Annotated in this window: 11 protein-coding genes; 7 read left to right on the top strand and 4 right to left on the bottom strand. The window is 64.6% G+C overall.

Going from position 1 to position 17,789, the window contains the following annotated elements:
* Positions 1-92: 92 nt before the first annotated feature.
* Entirely contained in the window at positions 93-500 is a 408-nt protein-coding gene (locus tag ACVOMF_RS17205) for an RNA-binding S4 domain-containing protein (RefSeq protein ID WP_481510347.1), read from the bottom strand.
* Between the two features lie 106 nt (positions 501-606).
* Between ACVOMF_RS17205 and ACVOMF_RS17200 the strand changes: the two genes are divergently transcribed.
* Positions 607-2,061 carry an MATE family efflux transporter gene (locus ACVOMF_RS17200; RefSeq protein WP_481510346.1) on the top strand — a complete coding sequence of 485 codons (1,455 nt, stop codon included), beginning with the start codon at positions 607-609 and terminating at the stop codon, positions 2,059-2,061.
* Between the two features lie 122 nt (positions 2,062-2,183).
* On the opposite strand, the gene ACVOMF_RS17195 is transcribed toward ACVOMF_RS17200, so the two are convergent.
* The 3 genes from ACVOMF_RS17195 to ACVOMF_RS17185 all read right to left on the bottom strand — a co-directional run bounded on the left by ACVOMF_RS17195 (position 2,184) and on the right by ACVOMF_RS17185 (position 10,115).
* Positions 2,184-3,539 carry a Gfo/Idh/MocA family protein gene (locus ACVOMF_RS17195; protein ID WP_481510345.1) on the bottom strand — a complete coding sequence of 452 codons (1,356 nt, stop codon included), beginning with the start codon at positions 3,537-3,539 and terminating at the stop codon, positions 2,184-2,186.
* Between the two features lie 116 nt (positions 3,540-3,655).
* Positions 3,656-6,631, bottom strand: coding sequence for a TonB-dependent receptor plug domain-containing protein (locus ACVOMF_RS17190; RefSeq protein ID WP_481510344.1), 2,976 nt, complete (start codon positions 6,629-6,631; stop codon positions 3,656-3,658).
* Positions 6,632-6,752: 121 nt separating this feature from the next.
* Positions 6,753-10,115 carry a TIM-barrel domain-containing protein gene (locus ACVOMF_RS17185; protein WP_481510343.1) on the bottom strand — a complete coding sequence of 1,121 codons (3,363 nt, stop codon included), beginning with the start codon at positions 10,113-10,115 and terminating at the stop codon, positions 6,753-6,755.
* Positions 10,116-10,431: 316 nt separating this feature from the next.
* Between ACVOMF_RS17185 and ACVOMF_RS17180 the strand changes: the two genes are divergently transcribed.
* The 6 genes from ACVOMF_RS17180 to ACVOMF_RS17155 all read left to right on the top strand — a co-directional run bounded on the left by ACVOMF_RS17180 (position 10,432) and on the right by ACVOMF_RS17155 (position 17,718).
* Positions 10,432-11,586: an SIS domain-containing protein gene (locus ACVOMF_RS17180; RefSeq protein WP_481510342.1), complete on the top strand. Its 1,155-nt coding sequence runs from the start codon at positions 10,432-10,434 to the stop codon at positions 11,584-11,586.
* On the top strand, positions 11,579-12,529 hold the full coding sequence (locus ACVOMF_RS17175) for an ROK family protein (RefSeq protein ID WP_481510341.1): 951 nt from the start codon (positions 11,579-11,581) through the stop codon (positions 12,527-12,529). Before ACVOMF_RS17180 ends, ACVOMF_RS17175 begins: the two co-directional genes overlap by 8 nt.
* Positions 12,530-12,531: 2 nt before the next feature.
* Positions 12,532-13,866, top strand: a complete 1,335-nt coding sequence (locus ACVOMF_RS17170; RefSeq protein WP_481510340.1) for a D-tagatose-bisphosphate aldolase, class II, non-catalytic subunit — start codon at positions 12,532-12,534, stop codon at positions 13,864-13,866.
* A 26-nt stretch (positions 13,867-13,892) separates the two neighbouring features.
* Positions 13,893-14,675 carry a DeoR family transcriptional regulator gene (locus ACVOMF_RS17165; RefSeq protein WP_282270845.1) on the top strand — a complete coding sequence of 261 codons (783 nt, stop codon included), beginning with the start codon at positions 13,893-13,895 and terminating at the stop codon, positions 14,673-14,675.
* Positions 14,672-15,784, top strand: a complete 1,113-nt coding sequence (nagA, locus tag ACVOMF_RS17160) for an N-acetylglucosamine-6-phosphate deacetylase (RefSeq protein ID WP_481510339.1) — start codon at positions 14,672-14,674, stop codon at positions 15,782-15,784. The genes ACVOMF_RS17165 and nagA overlap by 4 nt, the downstream gene beginning before the upstream one ends.
* A 134-nt stretch (positions 15,785-15,918) precedes the next feature.
* A complete protein-coding gene (locus ACVOMF_RS17155) occupies positions 15,919-17,718 on the top strand; it encodes an MFS transporter (RefSeq protein ID WP_481510338.1) in 1,800 nt (599 codons plus the stop codon).
* The last annotated feature ends 71 nt before the right edge of the window (positions 17,719-17,789 follow it).

Genomic DNA, 17,789 nt, shown 5'->3' with positions numbered 1-17,789 from the left:
CCCCCCCCCCCCCCCCCCCCCCCCCCCCCCCCCCCCCCCCCCCCCCCCCCCCCCCCCCCCCCCCCCCCCCCACTACAGGTGAATCGCTTGGATCAAAGCGCGTCGAGGTCACCCAGGGCGCGGATCAGGCGGCGGGCGCGCTTGTCGGGCTTGTGCTCCGGGGCCTGGTAGCCGGTGCGTTCGGCGGCGCGACGCAGGTGCAGTTCGTGACGCGCCTGTTTCGAGGCCGCCGACTCTTCGTACATGGCCTGCGCTACCGGCGCCGAACCGCGTTTGTCACTCAGGCCGCGTACCGCGATCTCGAAGATCTCATCGCCGCGCTGCACCCGCAGCGCATCGCCCAGGCGAATCGCGCGGGACGACTTTGGGCGTTGCCCTTCCACATCCACCTTGCCGGTCTCCACTGCCTGTTTGGCCAGGCTGCGGGTCTTGAAGAAACGTGCAGCCCACAGCCACACATCAAGACGAATGCTTGCTACCACTACGACTTCACCACTCATCGCGTTGCCATGACTCCTGTGCAAGCCACCTACCGTTGATACCTGACGCCGGCACCCTCACCTGCAAGATGCTAGTGTGCCTGCCCCGATCCCGACAACGTTGTCCATGTCGAAACCCAAGCAAAGCCGCTCGCTGACCGAAGGCCCGATCGGCACCAGCCTGCTCATGTTCGCGCTCCCGATTCTGGCTGGCAACATCGCACAGTCGCTGAACGGGTCGGTCAATGCCATCTGGGTCGGCAAGTTCCTCGGCGAGGCGGCGCTGACCGCGACCGCCAACGCCAACAACATCATGTTCTTCCTGATCGGCTCGGTGTTCGGTATCGGCATGGCCGCGACCATCCTGATCGGCCAGTCCATCGGCGCCAAGGACCTACCGCAGGCACGGCGGGTGATGGGCACCAGCGCCACCTTCTTCATCAGCCTGTCTGCGGTTATCGCGGTACTGGGCTGGTTCCTGTCACACCGCCTGCTGGTGGCGATGGGCACGCCAGCTGAATCGCTGCCGATGGCCGATGCCTACCTGAAGGTGATCTTCCTGGCGATGCCGCTGCTGTACGCGTTCGCCTTCATTACCGCCGCCCTGCGCGGTGCCGGCGATGCGCGCACGCCGTTCCGCTTCCTGCTGTTGGCGGTGTTGATGGATATCGCCTTCAACCCGTTGCTGATCTTCGGCGTGGGTCCGTTCCCGGAACTCGGCATTGCCGGCGCAGCGTGGGCCACCTTCTTCTCGCAGGGCCTGGCGCTGGCCGGCTTGATGCTCTACCTGCGCAACAAGCGGCACATGCTGTGGCTGGGACGCAAGGATATCGGTCTGCTGAAGATCGACACGGTCATTCTCAAGGCGCTGGTGGTCAAGGGCGTGCCGATGGGCCTGCAGATGATCCTGATCTCGCTGGCGATGATCATGATGATCAGCATGGTCAATGGCTACGGGGTGGAAACCGCCTCTGCCTATGGCGCGGCGATGCAGTTGTGGACCTATGTGCAGATGCCGGCCATGGCGATCGGTGCAGCCTGTTCGACGATGGCCGCGCAGAATGTGGGCGCCGGCCTTTGGCCACGCGTGGAAGCCACGGCGCGTACCGGTGTGCTGTTCAACTTCCTGCTGACTGGCGCCTTGATCGCACCGATCATCCTGTTCGATCGCAGCACCCTGGCGCTGTTCCTGCCCGCTGCCAGCGAGGCGCTGGAGATCGGCCGCCACCTGAACCACATCGCGGTGTGGTCGTTCCTGTTCTTCGGCGTCAATTTCGTGCTGTCCGGCGTGGTCCGTTCCACCGGCGCGGTGCTGCCACCGCTGTTGATCCTGGCAATCGGCATGTGGGGCATCCGCGTGCCGTTCGCGTTGTGGCTGCAGCCACGCTTTGGTGCCGATGCGATCTGGTGGAGCTTCCCGATCAGCGCGTTGTGCTCGATGCTGATGATCATGGCCTATTACCGCTGGGGCAATTGGCGCAGCGCCAGCATCCTCGACAAGCCGGCGCAGGCCACCCCGGCGGAAGTGCCGGCGACGCCGCCGTCGCCTGTGGCGGATCCGGATGCGGAATTGGAACGCTAGGCGCCGTTGTGGGAGCGGCGTCAGCCGCGAAGCTGGCATTGCTGGAAAGGCCTAGAAGCTCAACCCCTCCCCAACCCTCCCCTACGCCTTCGGCGCAAGGGAGGGAGCTGAAACACGGCTGATCAATAACTGCCGTCGAAGGCGAAGATCGGTTTGCGCTGCTGCCACAGGCCCTTGGTGAAGTCCGGGAACTCCAGGGTCTGGAAGCTGTTGGCAATCGACTGTTCCGACAACGGGGTGATCGCACTCCAGGTCACGGCATCGTAGATGTCGATCGGCATCGGTGCCTTGGCCTTCAATGCCTCGACGAAGGCGTGGATGACGAACCAGTCCATGCCGCCGTGACCAGCGCTTGCGGCAGTATCGGCATGCTGCTTCCACAGCGGGTGCTCGTACTGGTCCTGGTAGGTCTTGAACTCTTCCCACTGGTGCGGCGGGCTGCGGCCTTCGATGTGGATGCCGTGGTTGACGTCCATCCACAGGCCCTTGGTGCCCTGCACGCGGAAGCCCATCGAATACGGGCGCGGCAGGGAGGTGTCGTGCTGCAGCAGGATGGTCTCGCCGTTCTCGCAGGCCAGCGTGGTGGTGACGATGTCGCCGAGCTTGAACTTGACCTTGGTGCTCGGGTGCGTAGTGCCACCGCTCTTGGCAACGGTGTACTCGTGCAGGCCGCGCGCCTTGCTGGCAAAGGCATTGATATGGGTGAAACGGTTGCCGCGGTTGATGCCGGTATACATCGCGCAGGGGCCGATGCCGTGGCTGGGATACAGCTCGCCATTACGCTCGACCGAATGCTCGGTACGCCAACGCGCTTCCGACCAGCCCTTGGCACCGAACTCCACGCCGCTGTCATAGGGCTGCGACGGATCACCCGAGTTGAACTTCACTCCACGCAAGTCGTGCTGATAGCCACCCTGCAGGTGCACCAATTCGCCGAACAGACCCTGGCGCACCATCTGCAGCGCGGCCATCACGTCACGGCGGTAGCAGACGTTCTCCAGCAGCATGTACGGCGTGCCGGTGCTGAGCTGGGTATTGAGCACATCCCAATGGTCCTGCAGGGTGATGCCGGCGACCACTTCGCAGCCCACCGCGACCTTGGCCTGCATCGCCGCGATCGCCATCGGTGCATGCAGCTCCCATGGGGTGGCGATGATCACGCCATCCAGGCCGCGCTGCTCCAGCAGGCGCTTCCAGGCGTTCTGGTCTCGATCTGCGCCGTAAGCCTGTGGTGCCGACTTGCCGGCCTTGGCCACCATGTCCATGGCGCGGCCGAGCATGATCGGCTCGATGTCGCACAGGGCAACCACTTCGACGTCGTCGCGGCGTACCAGTTCCTTCAGCAGTACCTGGCCACGCATACCGGTGCCGATCACGCCCAGGCGCACCTTGCGGCCACGTGCCCAGGCCGGCGTCTCCGGCAGCAGGCTGGTGGCGGCCAGGGCCGCGCTGGCCATGATGAATTCCCTACGCTTCATTGTGTTTCCTCTTTCAGGGGTCGTGCCGGTCATGGCAGGCGTGCCACGACCGTGCTGACGGTGTCACTGTCTTCCCCCTCATGCAATGCATGAGGGGGAAGCGCTGCTGCAGTGGATCAGAACTTGTAGGTCGCGGTCACGCTGTAGATGCGACCAAAGTTGTTGGCATAGCCGGAGAAGTTCATCCAGTCGTTCGGGTCGTAGAACGGCAGGCGGTTGAACAGGTTCTTGACGGTCACACCGACACTTAGCTTCTCGATCGGACGCCAGTTCACGCTCAGGTTGGCCGTCCACCATGCCGGTGCGCCACCGCAATGGCCCGGGGCCAGGTCGAGGTAGCTGCCGGTGCAGGTCTGGGCGTTGTTGTCCTGCGCATCGATGCGGTCATAGGCCCACTTGGTACCGCCGACATAGTTCACGTAGAAGCCGGTATCCCAGTTGCCATACGTCCAGTTGGTGTTGAACGTGGCGCGCACCTTCGGGTTGTTGTAGTAGCCAACCACGTTGCCGTAGTACCAGCCGTCACCGTTGTCGGAGTTGTACATGTTGCGGTTGGCAATCGTCGCGGCCACACCGATGTTCAGGCGGCCCCATTCACCCAGGTCGAAGCGGCTGCGCAGATCGACGTCGAAGCCGTCGATCAGGGTGCGGCCACGGTTGCTGTACTGGCCGATCACGCTGGCCACGTTGCCGATGCTATAGCCCGGCAAGGTGCCCGGACAGGTCACGCCACTGGCAGGGTCGCTGCACATGGCGGCCAGCGCAGCGAGGTTGGACTTGTCGGACTCGGTGATCGGGAAGCGGGTCATCGAATCGATGTCTTCTTCCTTGCTGTAGTCCGGTGCAACGATTTCATCGCGGCGGTATACGAACCAGTAGTCGGCCGACACCGACAGCCAATCGGTCGGCTCCAGCACGACACCCAGCGTGGCGATCTTTGCCTTCTCCGGCTTCAAGTCCTGGTTGGGCTGGGTCATGCGCGCCACGTTCCGGCTGCAATCGCTGTTCCACAGGCTGTTGCCCAGGTCCTTGTCGACGACGCGGTTGGACTGCCGCAGCAGGCCGGCGATCGCATTGGTTTCGGCGCAACGGACTTCATCACGGTAGCCGCCAATCTGCGCATACACGCCACCGCTACCCGCTTCAGCCAGGCTCGGTGCGCGGAAGCCTTCCGAATAGGTACCGCGCAGCATCAGCTGCGGCAGGGCCTGGTACTTCAGGCCGATCTTCGGCGCGGCATTGGCGCTGAAGCCCGGGTACTTGTCCAGGCGCAATGCCAGGTCCATTTCGAGCTTCTCGGTGAGCGGCACCACGGCTTCGGAGAACAGTGCGTAGGTGTTGCGCTTGCCGTCGAACCAGGAGCCGCCCTGCTGGGTGATCAGGCCGTTGGCGGCATCCGGGTTGCCCGGCGTGTAGAAGGTTTCGCGGGTGGCATTGAAGCCGAAGGCCGCACGCACTTCGCCGGCCGGCATGTTGAACAGCGGGCCTTCGATCTTGCCGTCGAGGGTGTGCAGGCGCGTCCACGACTCGATGTCGAAGGTCGGGAAGGCCTCGCGGATCAGCGCCGCGTTGGCTTCACTGATCTCACCGAACTTATAGGCCGGATGATCGGAAATGATGACGCGGCCGGTGCCCGGATCGATGGTGTAAGGACCGAAGGCTTTTTCAAATCCCTTCAGGTTGACGTTGGTTGTCTGGTAGGTGACCGAGTGCGAGCCTGCGGTAGCAAACGCAGTTTCCCAATTCCAGTCGCCAGCAGCACCACGCAGACCTGCCACCACACGGTAGCTGTCGTCGGTATTGCGCTGACCGAAGTGGCCACCGCCGACGTCCTGCAGCAGGTAACCCAAACCGACCACACCGCCATTCATCGCCTTCAGCTCCGGGCTGGCGTGGTTGTATTCGTTGTTCGGGCCTAGCCACGGGGTCAGGAACTGGTTGACCGTATTGCCGGTGTTGCGCGAGAACCAGCTCTGCGGATTGCCGGTGGTGGTGCCGTAAGCACGCGGCGTACCGCCATTGGCGTGCAGGTCGATGTCGGTATAGGTGACTTCGGCGAATGCCTCGGTGCTGTCATTGAGCTGGTAATGACCATTGACGTAGGCAGTGACGCGCTTGGAATCCGCGCCGCCGTTGATCTGCCGGTTCATCCAGGTCTGCCAGATGCAGCGCGTGCCACTGCTGACCTGCAGCACGTTGTTGCAGCCCGGTGCAGCCTCGTCCTTGCGCACGCCGGTGACCGGATCGATGGCGTAGTAATAGCCGGGGTTGAACACGCCCGGCGCACTGCCGGTGTCCAGCCGCAGGTTCTTGATGTAGTCCGGATTGTTGACGTAGAACTGGCCCGGGTGCTTCAGGTACCACTCGCTGTCCGGAATACCGTCGCGCTCATACAGGTTGACGCTGGCATAGACGTTGTAGCCATCCTCGGCCATGTCGCCGAAACCGCCAGTGACGCTGGCCTGCTTTTCACCGAAGGAATCAAAGCGCGAGGCGGTGTCCCAAGTGCCACTGACTTCCAGGCCCTGGTAGCTGCTCTTGGTGATGACGTTGATGACGCCGGCCACCGCATCGGTGCCGTACACGGCCGAGGCGCCATCGGTCAGCACTTCCATGCGCTCGATGACGGCGGCAGGAATGGCATCGATGTTGACGAACTGGGTCTGGAAGCCAGCCGGTGCGCCGTAGTACGACAGGCGGCGGCCATTCAACAGCACCAGCGTGCCTTGAGCGCCCAGGCCGCGCAGGTTGGCCTGCGACGCGCCGTCGGAGCCGGTGAACAGGGACTTGGAATCAACCTGGCCCGGTCGTGCCGCAGGCAGATTGTCGAGCACCTGCAACAGCGTGCGTGCCCCCATGTTTTCAATGTCCTGCTTGCTGATCACCTGCACCGGCGATGCGGTTTCCACATCGGTGCGGCGGATGTTGGAACCGGTGACCTCGATGCGGGACAGCTCAGTGGTCTTGTCCTTTTCCTTCTCGGCCTTGTCCTGCGCGAACGCGGGTGCGGCGATGGCGAACAACACGCTGGCGACAGCCAACGATAACGGGGCTTGCAAACAGCGTTTGGCACTGCGATTGGCTGGCAACATCGGGGTTCTCTCCTGGCAAGGGCACGCAAAAAACAGCAGATGGCGGGCAAAGCGATCCCATGCCACGGTTCTTGGACCGTAGCCGGGGTAATCCGGTGGAAGGAGCGGTGTTACGGGTGGGTCATGGGGCGAGGATGTCGGCGGAATCGCCCTCCTCGCCTATCAGTACGGCATTGGCCCAGTTGGCACAGACCTGGGACGGTTGGCTACCCTGCGCGCCCAAGGTGCGCAGGCTCAGTCTGGACAGACCGCGGATATCGAGCTCGGGCTTGACCACACCCGGGGCTTTGACGAAGCCGCTGTCATAGAGCAGGCGGTCATCGCCCCAGACCTGGAACTGCAGACCACCGGCCTGACGGCATTGATCGTCGACGCCGAGGTCGGCGCGCAGCGTTTTCCACTGCCCCTTCAAGTTCATGTCGATGCGGCTTTGCGCACCGACGCCGAGACCGCGGCGGAACTGCAGGCCGTTCATGCGCATCGGCACGGCCGCAGCGAACGAACGATCGGCATGCACCTGGGTGGCCAATACGGCCGGCAGCGGCAGCTGGGAGAGGTATTGCTGCCGCGCCGGCCGCTCGGCCGCTTGCTGCTCAAGGATATGGAAGGTGGACAGTGCAATCGGGCCAACATCGCGCGGCTGCAGTGCATCCACCGCACGCGCGGTGCTGCCCTGCGCTGCGGTCACCATCGGATCGGCGCCACTTGCGCCGTCACCGTCGGGGTTCTGCACGCTGAGCACGCGGAAGCGCAGCAGGCGGCCGGCATGGGCAGGGAAGTCGATGCGTTGCAGTTCCTGCTTCAGCTGCAGGTGACCGCTGGCAATCGGCTTGCCCCACTCACCATTGCTGTCGGCCATGTAGATTTCGTAATCACGCACTTGGCCGTGCTTCCAGTGCTGGTCATTGCGCGGCGCCAGCTCGATGCCGTCGATCAACTTGCGCTCGCCAAAGCCCACAACCCACTCATGGGCGCCGGTGCGGATGGCCTGGTTGCGCACGCTGCGGAACCACGTTGCCGGATCGTCGTCGAAGGCATTTTCCAGCGGATGGCCGGGTTCTTCGGCCGGACGGTTGACCACCAGCAGGCTGTCGGACGGCAGCGCGCGGCCCAGCTCCGGTGCGTTCGGGAAAGCGTCGTCAGCCAGTGCGGCGGCGACCGGGAAATCCAGCTGCAGTTTCAACGGCGCACGGATGTCCTGCGTCGCGGTACGCACATGCAAGGTACCCTTGCGCTCCTTGCCATCGAAGTACCAGCCTTCGCTGGCTGTCTGCAATGCAGCGGCATCAGCAAGCTTGGGCAGCGCGCGGCCACCCAGTTGCACTGCAGTCGGTGCAGTGCGATTCAACACGCGCAGGCCATAGCGACGCTGCGCCAACTGACCTTGATACTCACCCTGCACCGGTGCGATCTCGACCTGCACCGGGCCACTGCCCTGCGCTGGTGCCTGCACGCGGATCTGCTGCGTGCTGGACTCGCCCTTCTGGTAGCGGCGGGTACTGCCATCGTCTTCGTACAAGGTGTAGCTGGATTCGCCCTGCGGGTACAGATCGAAGGTCACTTCATCCAACGGCTTCTCGCCGTCGAACAGCATCTCCGGATACATCGGCAGGATCGCACCGGCACGCACGAATACCGGCAGCGTCGCCAGCTCGACCGGACGGTCGAGCTGCTTGCCTGCAGCACCGGCCTGCAGATGGCGGCCATCCCAATAGTCGTACCATCCACCGGCCGGCAGATGGATGTCGCGGCGCCAGCCACGGCTCGCGGCTTGGCTGCGATATACCGGCGCAACCAGCAGATCACGGCCGAGCAGGAACTGATACTTGTAGGTTTCGTCCTGCGCGTGCGGGTCCTGCGGGTTGTCCCACATCAGCCCGCGCACCGGCGGTGCACCGCTCTGTGCGGCATCGTGCACCAGCCCGTACATATACGGGGTCAGGCGCATTTTCAGCTTGAGGTAGTCGCGGTTGATCGAACGGTAGGGCTCGTCGAACGCCCAGGGATGCTTGCGCGCATTCGACGACCAGCCGGACATGCCCATCAGCACCGGAGTGAAGGTCTTCCACTGCAGGTCGCGGGTGAAGGTCTCGGCGCTGCCGCCGAAGATCGCATCGACGTCGCCGCTGGCATAGGCCATGCCCGACAGGCCCGAACCCACCAGGGTCGGCACGTGCCAGCGGATATAGTCCCAGCTGCTGCTCTGGTCACCGGTCCATGCGACCGCATAACGCTGGATGCCGGCCCAGCCCATCACCGTCCACAGGAAGGGGCGCGAGTCGGAATTATTGAGAATGCCATCGAAAGCCTGGCGGTTGGCATCCATCGCGAACTGATAGCCCTGCCCGGTCCAGGCCACGTCCAGCTTCTGCACGCGGCTGCCGGCCTTGCCGACTTCCCAGGCGATTTTGTCGACGCCGTTCTCGGTCCACAGGCCGGTCTTGAAGCCGTACTTGGCCAGGCCCTGCACGGTTTCCGGCAACTGCTTGTAACCGCAGCCGTAGCCATCGTTGGGCAGGATCCAACCGCCCGGCATATCGTTCTCGCGGTACTTGGCGGCGACGCTGTTGACCACATCGATGGTGGTGCCGGTGGGGCCATCGCTCCAGCCTTCGGGCACGCTGCCGGGCTTCTTGATGTTGTCGCCGTCGTTGTAGCAATCGGCATCGCCATAGGACAGCGCCCAGCGCGCGACCATGTTCGGCCGGCCGGTCAGCTGGGTGTAGCGTTCCAGCAGCCGCTGCAGATCGTTACCGACGAAGTAATAGGCATCAAAGCGGTCTTCGCGGTGCAGCAGCGTGGCCTGGTCCGGCTGGCGCAGGTCATAGCTGCCGTCGCTCCAGGTATTGCGCAACATGCCCCAGCCACGTGAGCTGAGCAGCATCGGCGCCGGGCTCGGGCGGTCGCCCTCCTCCCAGCCACCGGAATAGGAAACTTCAAGCTCGCGGCCCTTGAACTGGAAACGGCCGTTCTGCTGGCCGCCACCGTAGAAGGCTTCATCGGCCTGCGAGGACAGCACCTGCACGCTCTGCTCGGCGGACAGGTCCAGCGGCTGCTGCTCCTGCCATAGCGACACCGGCTTGCCGCCGTCCAGACGCTCCAGGCGCAGCTGCAGGGGCTGCCGCTGCACATGCAGGACCAGCGCCGGGGTACGTACGCGGATTTCCTGCGCGTCCTCCTCCAGCTGGGCCTGCACCTGCTGCACGGGCTGCGGCAGCACGATGGGCGCGGCCTTGTCGCCGGCGCCGGTCAGTTTGCCGTTGCGGCCGGCCTGCACATGCACGATGTCGTTGGCCAGCACCTCGATGCGCAGCGTGCTGCCGTTGTCACTGCGTACGTCCCAGGCACGCACGCCGTCCCGCCCATCACTGGCGGTGACGGAGCGCAGATTGCCAATGGGCTCGGCCTGTGCGGTCACTGCCGGCAACAACAAGGCCGAAAGCAGCGCCAGCAACAGCGGCGATTGACGAACGCAGTGTTCCACCTTGCCTCCAACCCGTTCAACGGGCGTTTCGAAACCGAGTGCGCCGACTCTAGGGCAGGAAATCGAAAGATGTCAACAAAATGAAAGCAAAAGATAAGAAGGATTTCTTACAAACGAAAGATGGTGCGGAGCAGCAACTTTCACATCACTTAGCTTAGCGCATTCATTGCTGCGAAAGGGTTTCCCGGGAAACCTTTCGCTTCGGACGATTCTCAAGCGGATAAAGTCGAATTAAATTATTTCTTTCGTTTTGCTTTCGGTATTTGACATTTCGAAAGAAAAGAAAGATGGTGCGCTGGCCAATCAGGAATCACACATGGATGCCACCCTGCTTCACGATCTGACCGCCTGGCAGCGCCTGGGCGGAGCCGATACCGCTACCGAAATCGCCCAGCAGCCCGCGCTGTGGGAAACCCTTGCCCTCGACCTGCAACAGGCCAGCGCGCGCCTGCAGGATTTCCTTGGGCAGCGCCTGTCCGATCCACGCCAACGGGTGATCTTCACCGGCGCCGGCAGCTCCGGCTTCATCGCCGAAATGGTGGCCGACACCATCAACGCGCAGTGGCCGGCCGAAGTGCGCGCCGTGCACACCACCAGCCTGCTCACCCACCCGGCGCTGTACCTGCAGCGCGACCGCCCGACCCTGCTGGTGTCGCTCGGCCGCAGCGGTTCCAGCCCGGAAAGCGTGGCCGCCGTTGATCGCGTCCGCGCTGATGTCGACGATGCCCGCTTCCTCGACATCACCTGCAATGCCGACGGCGAACTGGCCCGCCGTGGCGCCGGGCGCGAGGACACCTGCACGCTACTGATGCCGGCCGCCAGCTGTGACCGCGCCTTCGCCATGACCAGCAGCCTGAGCTGCATGCTCCTGACCGCACTGACCGTGTTCGACAGCGCGCCGTTGGCCGAACGTGTACAGCGCATCCAGCAGGTTGCCGCACTCGCGCGCCAGGGCTTGGCCAACTGGGATGCAGCGGTAGCTGCACTCGCGGCGCAGCCGTACAACCGGGTGATCTACCTGGCCAGCGGTCCGCTGGAAGCGCTGGCCCGCGAGGCCGCGCTGAAGGTGCTGGAGCTTACTGCCGGCCGCGTGCTGGCACTGGCCAATACCCCTCTGGGTTTCCGCCACGGCCCCAAGTCCACGCTCAATGATGAAACTCTGGTCGTCGTGCTGCGCAGCGCCGAGCCGCTGTCGCGTCGCTACGAGCAGGATCTGCTGGAAGAGCTGCGCGGTGATGGCGTTGCCGGCAAGGTGCTGTCGATCGGCCCGCATTCGGACCTGGGCATCCACGACGATTACACCTTGCCTGTGCCTGCCCTGCCCGACAGCTGGCTGGCACCGGTATGGCTGCCGTTCGCGCAGTTGTATGCACTGCAGCGCTCGGCCGCACTCGGCCTGACGCCGGACAATCCGTTCCCGGACGGCACCGTCAACCGCGTGGTCAAGGGCGTCACCATCCACCATGGCTGATACCCGCGCCCCGGCCTGTTACGGCATCGACATTGGCGGTACCAAGATTGAACTGGTGGCCTGCGATGCCGCCCTGCAGGTCGCGTGGCGCAAACGCATCGCGACCCCGCAGGGCGACTACAACGGCTTCCTGCAGGCAGTGGAAACGCTGGTTGCAGATGCCGATGCCGAACTCGGCCAACGCGCCGAAGCAATCGGCATTGCCCTGCCCGGCGTGCGCGAGCGTCGCAGTGGCCGCCAGCTCAGTGCCAACGTACCGGCACTGACCGGCCAATGCGTCAGCGCCGACCTGCAGGCGCGCCTGCAACGACCGCTGCATTTCGGCAACGACCTGCAGTGCTTTGCTTTGTCGGAAGCACACGGCGGCGCAGCTGACGGCTATGCCAGCATGTTCGGCGCCATCCTCGGCACCGGCGCCGGCGGCGGTTACTGCCTGCACGGCAAGCTGGTCGGTGGCTTCAACGGACTGGCCGGCGAATGGGGCCACTGGAGCGTGCCGGCCAACCTGCTGCAACGGCATGGTTTGCCGCTGCTGGATTGTGGCTGCGGCCTGCGCGGCTGCGTGGAGCGCTATGTCTCCGGCAGCGGCGTGGCCATGATCGAACAGCATCTTGGCGGCAATGCGGCCAACGCCAGTGAAGTCATCGCCCAGGCCGAAGCCGGCGATATCCGCGCCATGCAGGCGCTGGACATCCATCGCGACCTGCTCGGCCACAGTTTCGCCGCGCTGATTCTCGCACTGGACCCGCACGTCATCGTGCTCGGCGGTGGCCTGTCGCAGTACGCGCCGCTCTACCAGCAGCTGCCTGCGGCCATCGCCGCACATCTGTTCAACGGCGTGGAAGTGCCGCCCATCGTGCCACCGCGCTTCGGCGATGCCGGCGGTGCCCGTGGCGCCGCCCTGCTCGCCTGCCAACCCGCTTACCTGATTCCCGGAGCTTGACCATGTCACCGCTGCAATCCCTGCTTGCCTCTCATCGCCAAGGCCACAATGTCGGCCTGTACAGCGTCTGCTGCAGCAACGAACAGGTGTTGCGCGCTGCAATGCATGTGGCCGCGCAGCACGGCACCGTGCTGTTGATCGAAGCCACCTCCAACCAGGTCGACCAGTTCGGCGGTTACACCGGCATGACCCCGCCGCAGTACCGCGCCTATGTGGAAGCACTGGCCGATGAAGAAGGATTCCCGCGGGCGCAGCTGATTCTGGGCGGCGATCACCTCGGTCCCAACGCCTGGCAGAAGCAGCCGGCCGCCGAAGCGATGGCCAATGCGCGCGTGCTGATCGAAGCCTATGTCGCCGCCGGTTTCCACAAGATCCATCTGGACTGCAGCATGTCCTGCGCCGACGACCCGACCCCATTGCCCGATGCTACCGTCGCCGCACGCTCAGCCGAGCTGGCGGTCATCGCCGAAGCCACTGCCAAGGCCAATGGCTTGCCGCCGCCGGTCTACGTGATCGGTACCGAAGTACCGATCCCCGGTGGCGAAGCCTCGCTGGCAGGCGGCCTTGCGGTCACCACGCCGGCCGCTGCCGCGCAGACCCTGGCCATTCACCAGCAGGCCTTCGACACACCGGAACTGCGCGATGCCTGGCAGCGCGTGATTGCAATGGTGGTGCAGCCGGGCGTGGACTTCGACCACAGCAGTGTGCACGAATACGATGCCGCCGCTGCCAGCGAGCTGGCGGACTTCCTCGAACAGCAGCCGCGCATCGTGTTTGAAGCGCACTCCACTGACTATCAGCGCGAATCCGGCCTGCATGCGCTGGTGCGCGATCACTTCGCCATCCTCAAGGTCGGCCCGGCCGCAACGTTTGCCTACCGCGAAGCGCTGTTCGCACTCGCCGCGATCGAAGCCGAACTGCTGCCCGCCGCGCAGTGCTCCAGGCTGCCGCAGGTGCTGGAACAGGTGATGCTGGCCAAGCCGAAGAACTGGCAGGCGCACTACCACGGCGACGAAGCCGCGCTGCGCCTGCTGCGCTCCTACGCTTTCAGCGACCGTTGCCGCTATTACTGGGGCGAGCCGGAGCTGCTGCAGGCGGTGCAGACCCTATTTGCCAACCTGGAACAGCACACCCCGCCGCTGGTACTGCTCAGCCAATACCTGCCGGGCCAGTACGTGGCCGTGCGCGAGGGCCAGTTGGCCGCCACGCCAGCCGCTCTGGTGCAGCATCGCGTCGGCCAGTGCCTGGGCGAATACGCGCGCGCCTGCAGCGCCAATCAGGCAGGTACGCGCAAGCAAAGCGAAAGTTTGCGCACCCAAAACCTTGCGAACGGTTAATCTCCGCTTTCAAACGCACACGAGAGCTGACCATGCGCAATACCCGTCCCCGCCGACAGCAGATCCTGCAACGCCTGATCGACCAGGGCTCGGTGCAGGTTGCCGAACTGGTTGACCAGTTCGGCGTGTCGGCGGTGACCATCCGTACCGACCTGGGCCACTTCGAGGCCCAGGGCCTGGCCACGCGCACCCACGGTGGCGCGACGTTGGTGCGCATGCCGCCGCAGGAACAGGACATCCACGAGAAAGATGCGCTGAACCTGTCACTGAAGGAATCCATCGGCATGCGCGCCGCGCAGCTGGTGCAACCCGGCGACAACATCATCATCGACTCCGGCTCCACCACCATGACCCTGGCCCGGCATCTGCGCGATCATCGCGATGTCACGGTGATGACCAATGGTCTGAACATTGCCTGGGAACTGGCCAACGCACCGGCCGTCAACGTACTGCTGACCGGTGGCCTGCTGCGCAAACAGTCGCTGTCGCTGCAGGGCAGCCAGGCCGAGGCCAGCCTTACCTCCTACAGCTTCGACACCTTGTTCCTCGGCGTGGACGGCCTGGACCTGCAGTTCGGCCTGACCACCCATGACGAGGCCGAAGCCCGCCTCAATCACCGCATGGTCGAGCGCGCCCGCCGCATCGTGGTGCTCACCGACGCTTCGAAGTTTGGTCGGGTCAGCTTGCACCGCATCGCCCGCCTCGACCAGATCCACGCCATCATCACCGATACCGGCATCGACGATGCCACCCGCGAGGGACTGCAGCGCCAGGGCATCGAAGTGATCACCGCCGAGCCACCGCTATGACCGCTACCCGCAGCCTGTACGGCCGCATCCTCACTCCGTTGGGCTGGCGCCGCGGCCACGTCCACTTCGACCAGCAGCTGCGCACGCTGGAAGTGGAAGACCATGCGGGCGATGGCGGCGATCTGCCGATCATCCTGCCCGGCTTCATCGACCTGCATGTGCATGGCGCGGCGGGCGTGGACCTGATGCAGGGCGGCGATGTCGCCCGCCGCATCGCCCACACCCATGCCCGCTACGGCACCACCACCCTGCTCGGCACCACCATGACCGCCGAGTACGCCGAGATCGAGAACGCCCTGCGCGGGGTTGCCCAGGTGATGGCCACACCGGATGCGGATGCCGCGCAGATCATCGGCGTGCATCTGGAAGGCCCCTTCATCAGCCCGCAGCGTCTGGGCGCACAGCCACCGCGGACGCTGGAGGCAACGCTGGAATCCGTGCAACACCTGCATGCCTTGGCGCCGATCAAGGTGCTGACGATTGCGCCGGAAATCGGCCAGCACACCGCCTTGATTCCAGCGCTGGCAGCAATGGGCATCCGCGTACAGATCGGCCATAGCGCCGGCACGTACGAGGATGCGGTCGCTGCTTTGCAGGCCGGCGCGGTCGGCTTCACCCATCTGTTCAACGGCATGACCGGCGTTGATCACTACAAGCCGGGTATCGCCGCTGCTGCATTGGCGCATGCCGAATACGCCGAACTGATTCCCGATCTGCAACACGTGCATCGCGGCGCGATCCGCATGGCGGTGCGTGCGATCCCGCGCCTGTATGCCGTCACCGATGCCACCGCCGCCACCGGCATGCCCGACGGCGAATACGCGCTTGGCGAGCAGCGCGTGCACAAGTGCATGGGCTGCGTGCGGCTCTCCACCGGCTCGCTGGCTGGCAGCGCACTGACCATGGATCAGGCGCTACGCAATCTGGTCGACGTCGGCCTGGAACTTGCCGACGCCTCGCAACGTGTCTCCACCATCCAAGCCGATTACCTCGGCCTGGAAGACCGCGGCCGCATCGCCCCGGGCCTGCGCGCCGACATGGTGGTGTTGGACCCGCAATTGAAGCTGCAACAGGTATGGGTCGGCGGGCACCCGATCGACCCAAGCTGATCCGCTCCATGTAGTGCTGAGCCATGCTCGGCAACCCGCGCGGACGCGCGGCGCGATCCGGCAGCGCATACACCGGAACGAAGTGCAGCCGAGCATGGCTCGGCACTACAAAATCTTGCCCCAGGAACGCGCCGATGACCGACACCACTTTTGCCGTGCCCGCCAGCGACGCCGCCCCGCGTTGGCCCGTGCGCTATCTCCTTTTCATCGCCGGTCTTGGCGGCCTGCTGTACGGCATCGACATCGGCATCATTGCCGGCGCCCTGCCCTATCTGGAAGCCACCGCCAGTCACGCCTGGCAGCTCAGCAGTCAGCAGATGGGCTTCGTGGTTGCGGCCGTCTTGTTGGGCAGCGTGTTGTCGTCGCTGTTCGCCGGCATGATCGCCGACCTGATCGGCCGCCGTGGCGCAATGCTGCTGGCCGGCGTGCTGTTCACTGCCAGCATCCCGATCATGGCGCTGGCCTCCGGCTATACGCCACTGCTGCTCGGGCGCCTGCTGCAAGGCATCAGCGGTGGTTTGATCGGCGTGGTGGTGCCTTTGTATCTGGCCGAAGTACTGGGGCCGGAACGACGCGGTCGCGGCGCGGCAATGTTCCAGCTGCTACTGACGGTTGGGCTGGTGCTGGCCGCCTTGATTGGCCTGTACCAGGCGCATTCGGTGGATGCAGCAACCGAGTCGGTGCGCAACCTGCCCCTGGTGCAGCAGGCACAGCATCTGTTCGCGGTGAAGGACCAGGCCTGGCGCACGATTTTCTGGACCTGCCTGCTGCCGGGCGTGGTCTTTTGCATCGGCCTGTTCTGGCTCAACGAATCACCGCGCTGGCTGGCACGCCGCGGCCGCATTGATGCCGCGCGCCGCGGCTTGCAGGCCACACTGCCGCCGTCGCAGGTGGAAGCCACGCTGGCGCAGATCCAGAATCCAGTCATCGCGAAGGCCGAAGGCGAGCGCGACCGGCTTTTCAGCCGCCGCTACATGGTGCCGTTCGTGCTGGCCTGCCTGGTGCTGGCCTTCACCCAGGCCACCGGCATCAACTCGATCCTCGCCTACGCGGTCAACATCCTCAACCAGGCCGGCCTGCCGGGCGCGGCAGCCAATGGCGCGGATGTGGCGATCAAGCTGCTCAATGTAATCATGACGCTGGTCGCCTTGTTCCTGGTGGATCGCAAAGGCCGCAAGTTCCTGTTGATGATCGGCAGTGGCGGCATCTGTCTTGCCCTGCTGGCTGCGGCGATGCTGTTCTTCAAGGCAGAGCAGGGCCGCGCCGATGTGCAGCAGGTATTGCAGCGCGCTGTGCAAGCAGATGGCCTGCAGTTGCAGCTGGACGCGGCGCAATGGCACCAGCTCGCCGGTACCCGCAATCGCGATGGGCAACCGTCGCAGCTGACCGTGTCGTGGAGCTACGGCGGTTTCAGCGATGTGCGCTCACTGCGTAGCGACAATCCCAGCGATCAGCAGCTGTTGATCGAGCGCTCCAGCACTGTGCATGCCGACAGCGTCATTGGCCGTTTCTTCCGCAGCCTGCACCTGAATCCCTTCCCCGACCCGAGCGCCGCTGCCAATGCGCCGTTGCGCATCGAGCAGGCCTGGATCGGCGCGGTGCCGCCGGCTTCGCATGGTTGGGCGGTGGCGGCCTGCATCCTGGTATTCGTGGCGTTCTTCGCGGTGGGCCCGGGTGTTTGTGTTTGGTTGGCGTTGTCGGAGTTGATGCCGAACCGGATTCGGTCGAACGGCATGAGCATCGCGTTGCTGATCAACCAGTTCGTATCGACCACGATCGCAGCCGTGTTCCTGCCGACAGTGGGCCACTACGGCTACGCGAGCATGTTCCTGTTCTGGGCGGCGTGTACGTTTGCCTTCTTCCTGATTGCCGCATTCTGGTTGCCGGAAACCAAGGGCAAGACGCTGGAGCAGATCGAGGCGCATTTCCGCTGAGAGCCGCAAGGCTGGAATCAAAAGCCCCCTCATCCGCCCTCCGGGCACCTTCTCCCGCAAGCGGGAGAAGG

The organism is Stenotrophomonas sp. STEN022 (genome assembly GCF_056760155.1).
Note: the sequence above shows the minus strand (reverse complement) of the source record. Positions and strands in the feature narration are given on the sequence as shown.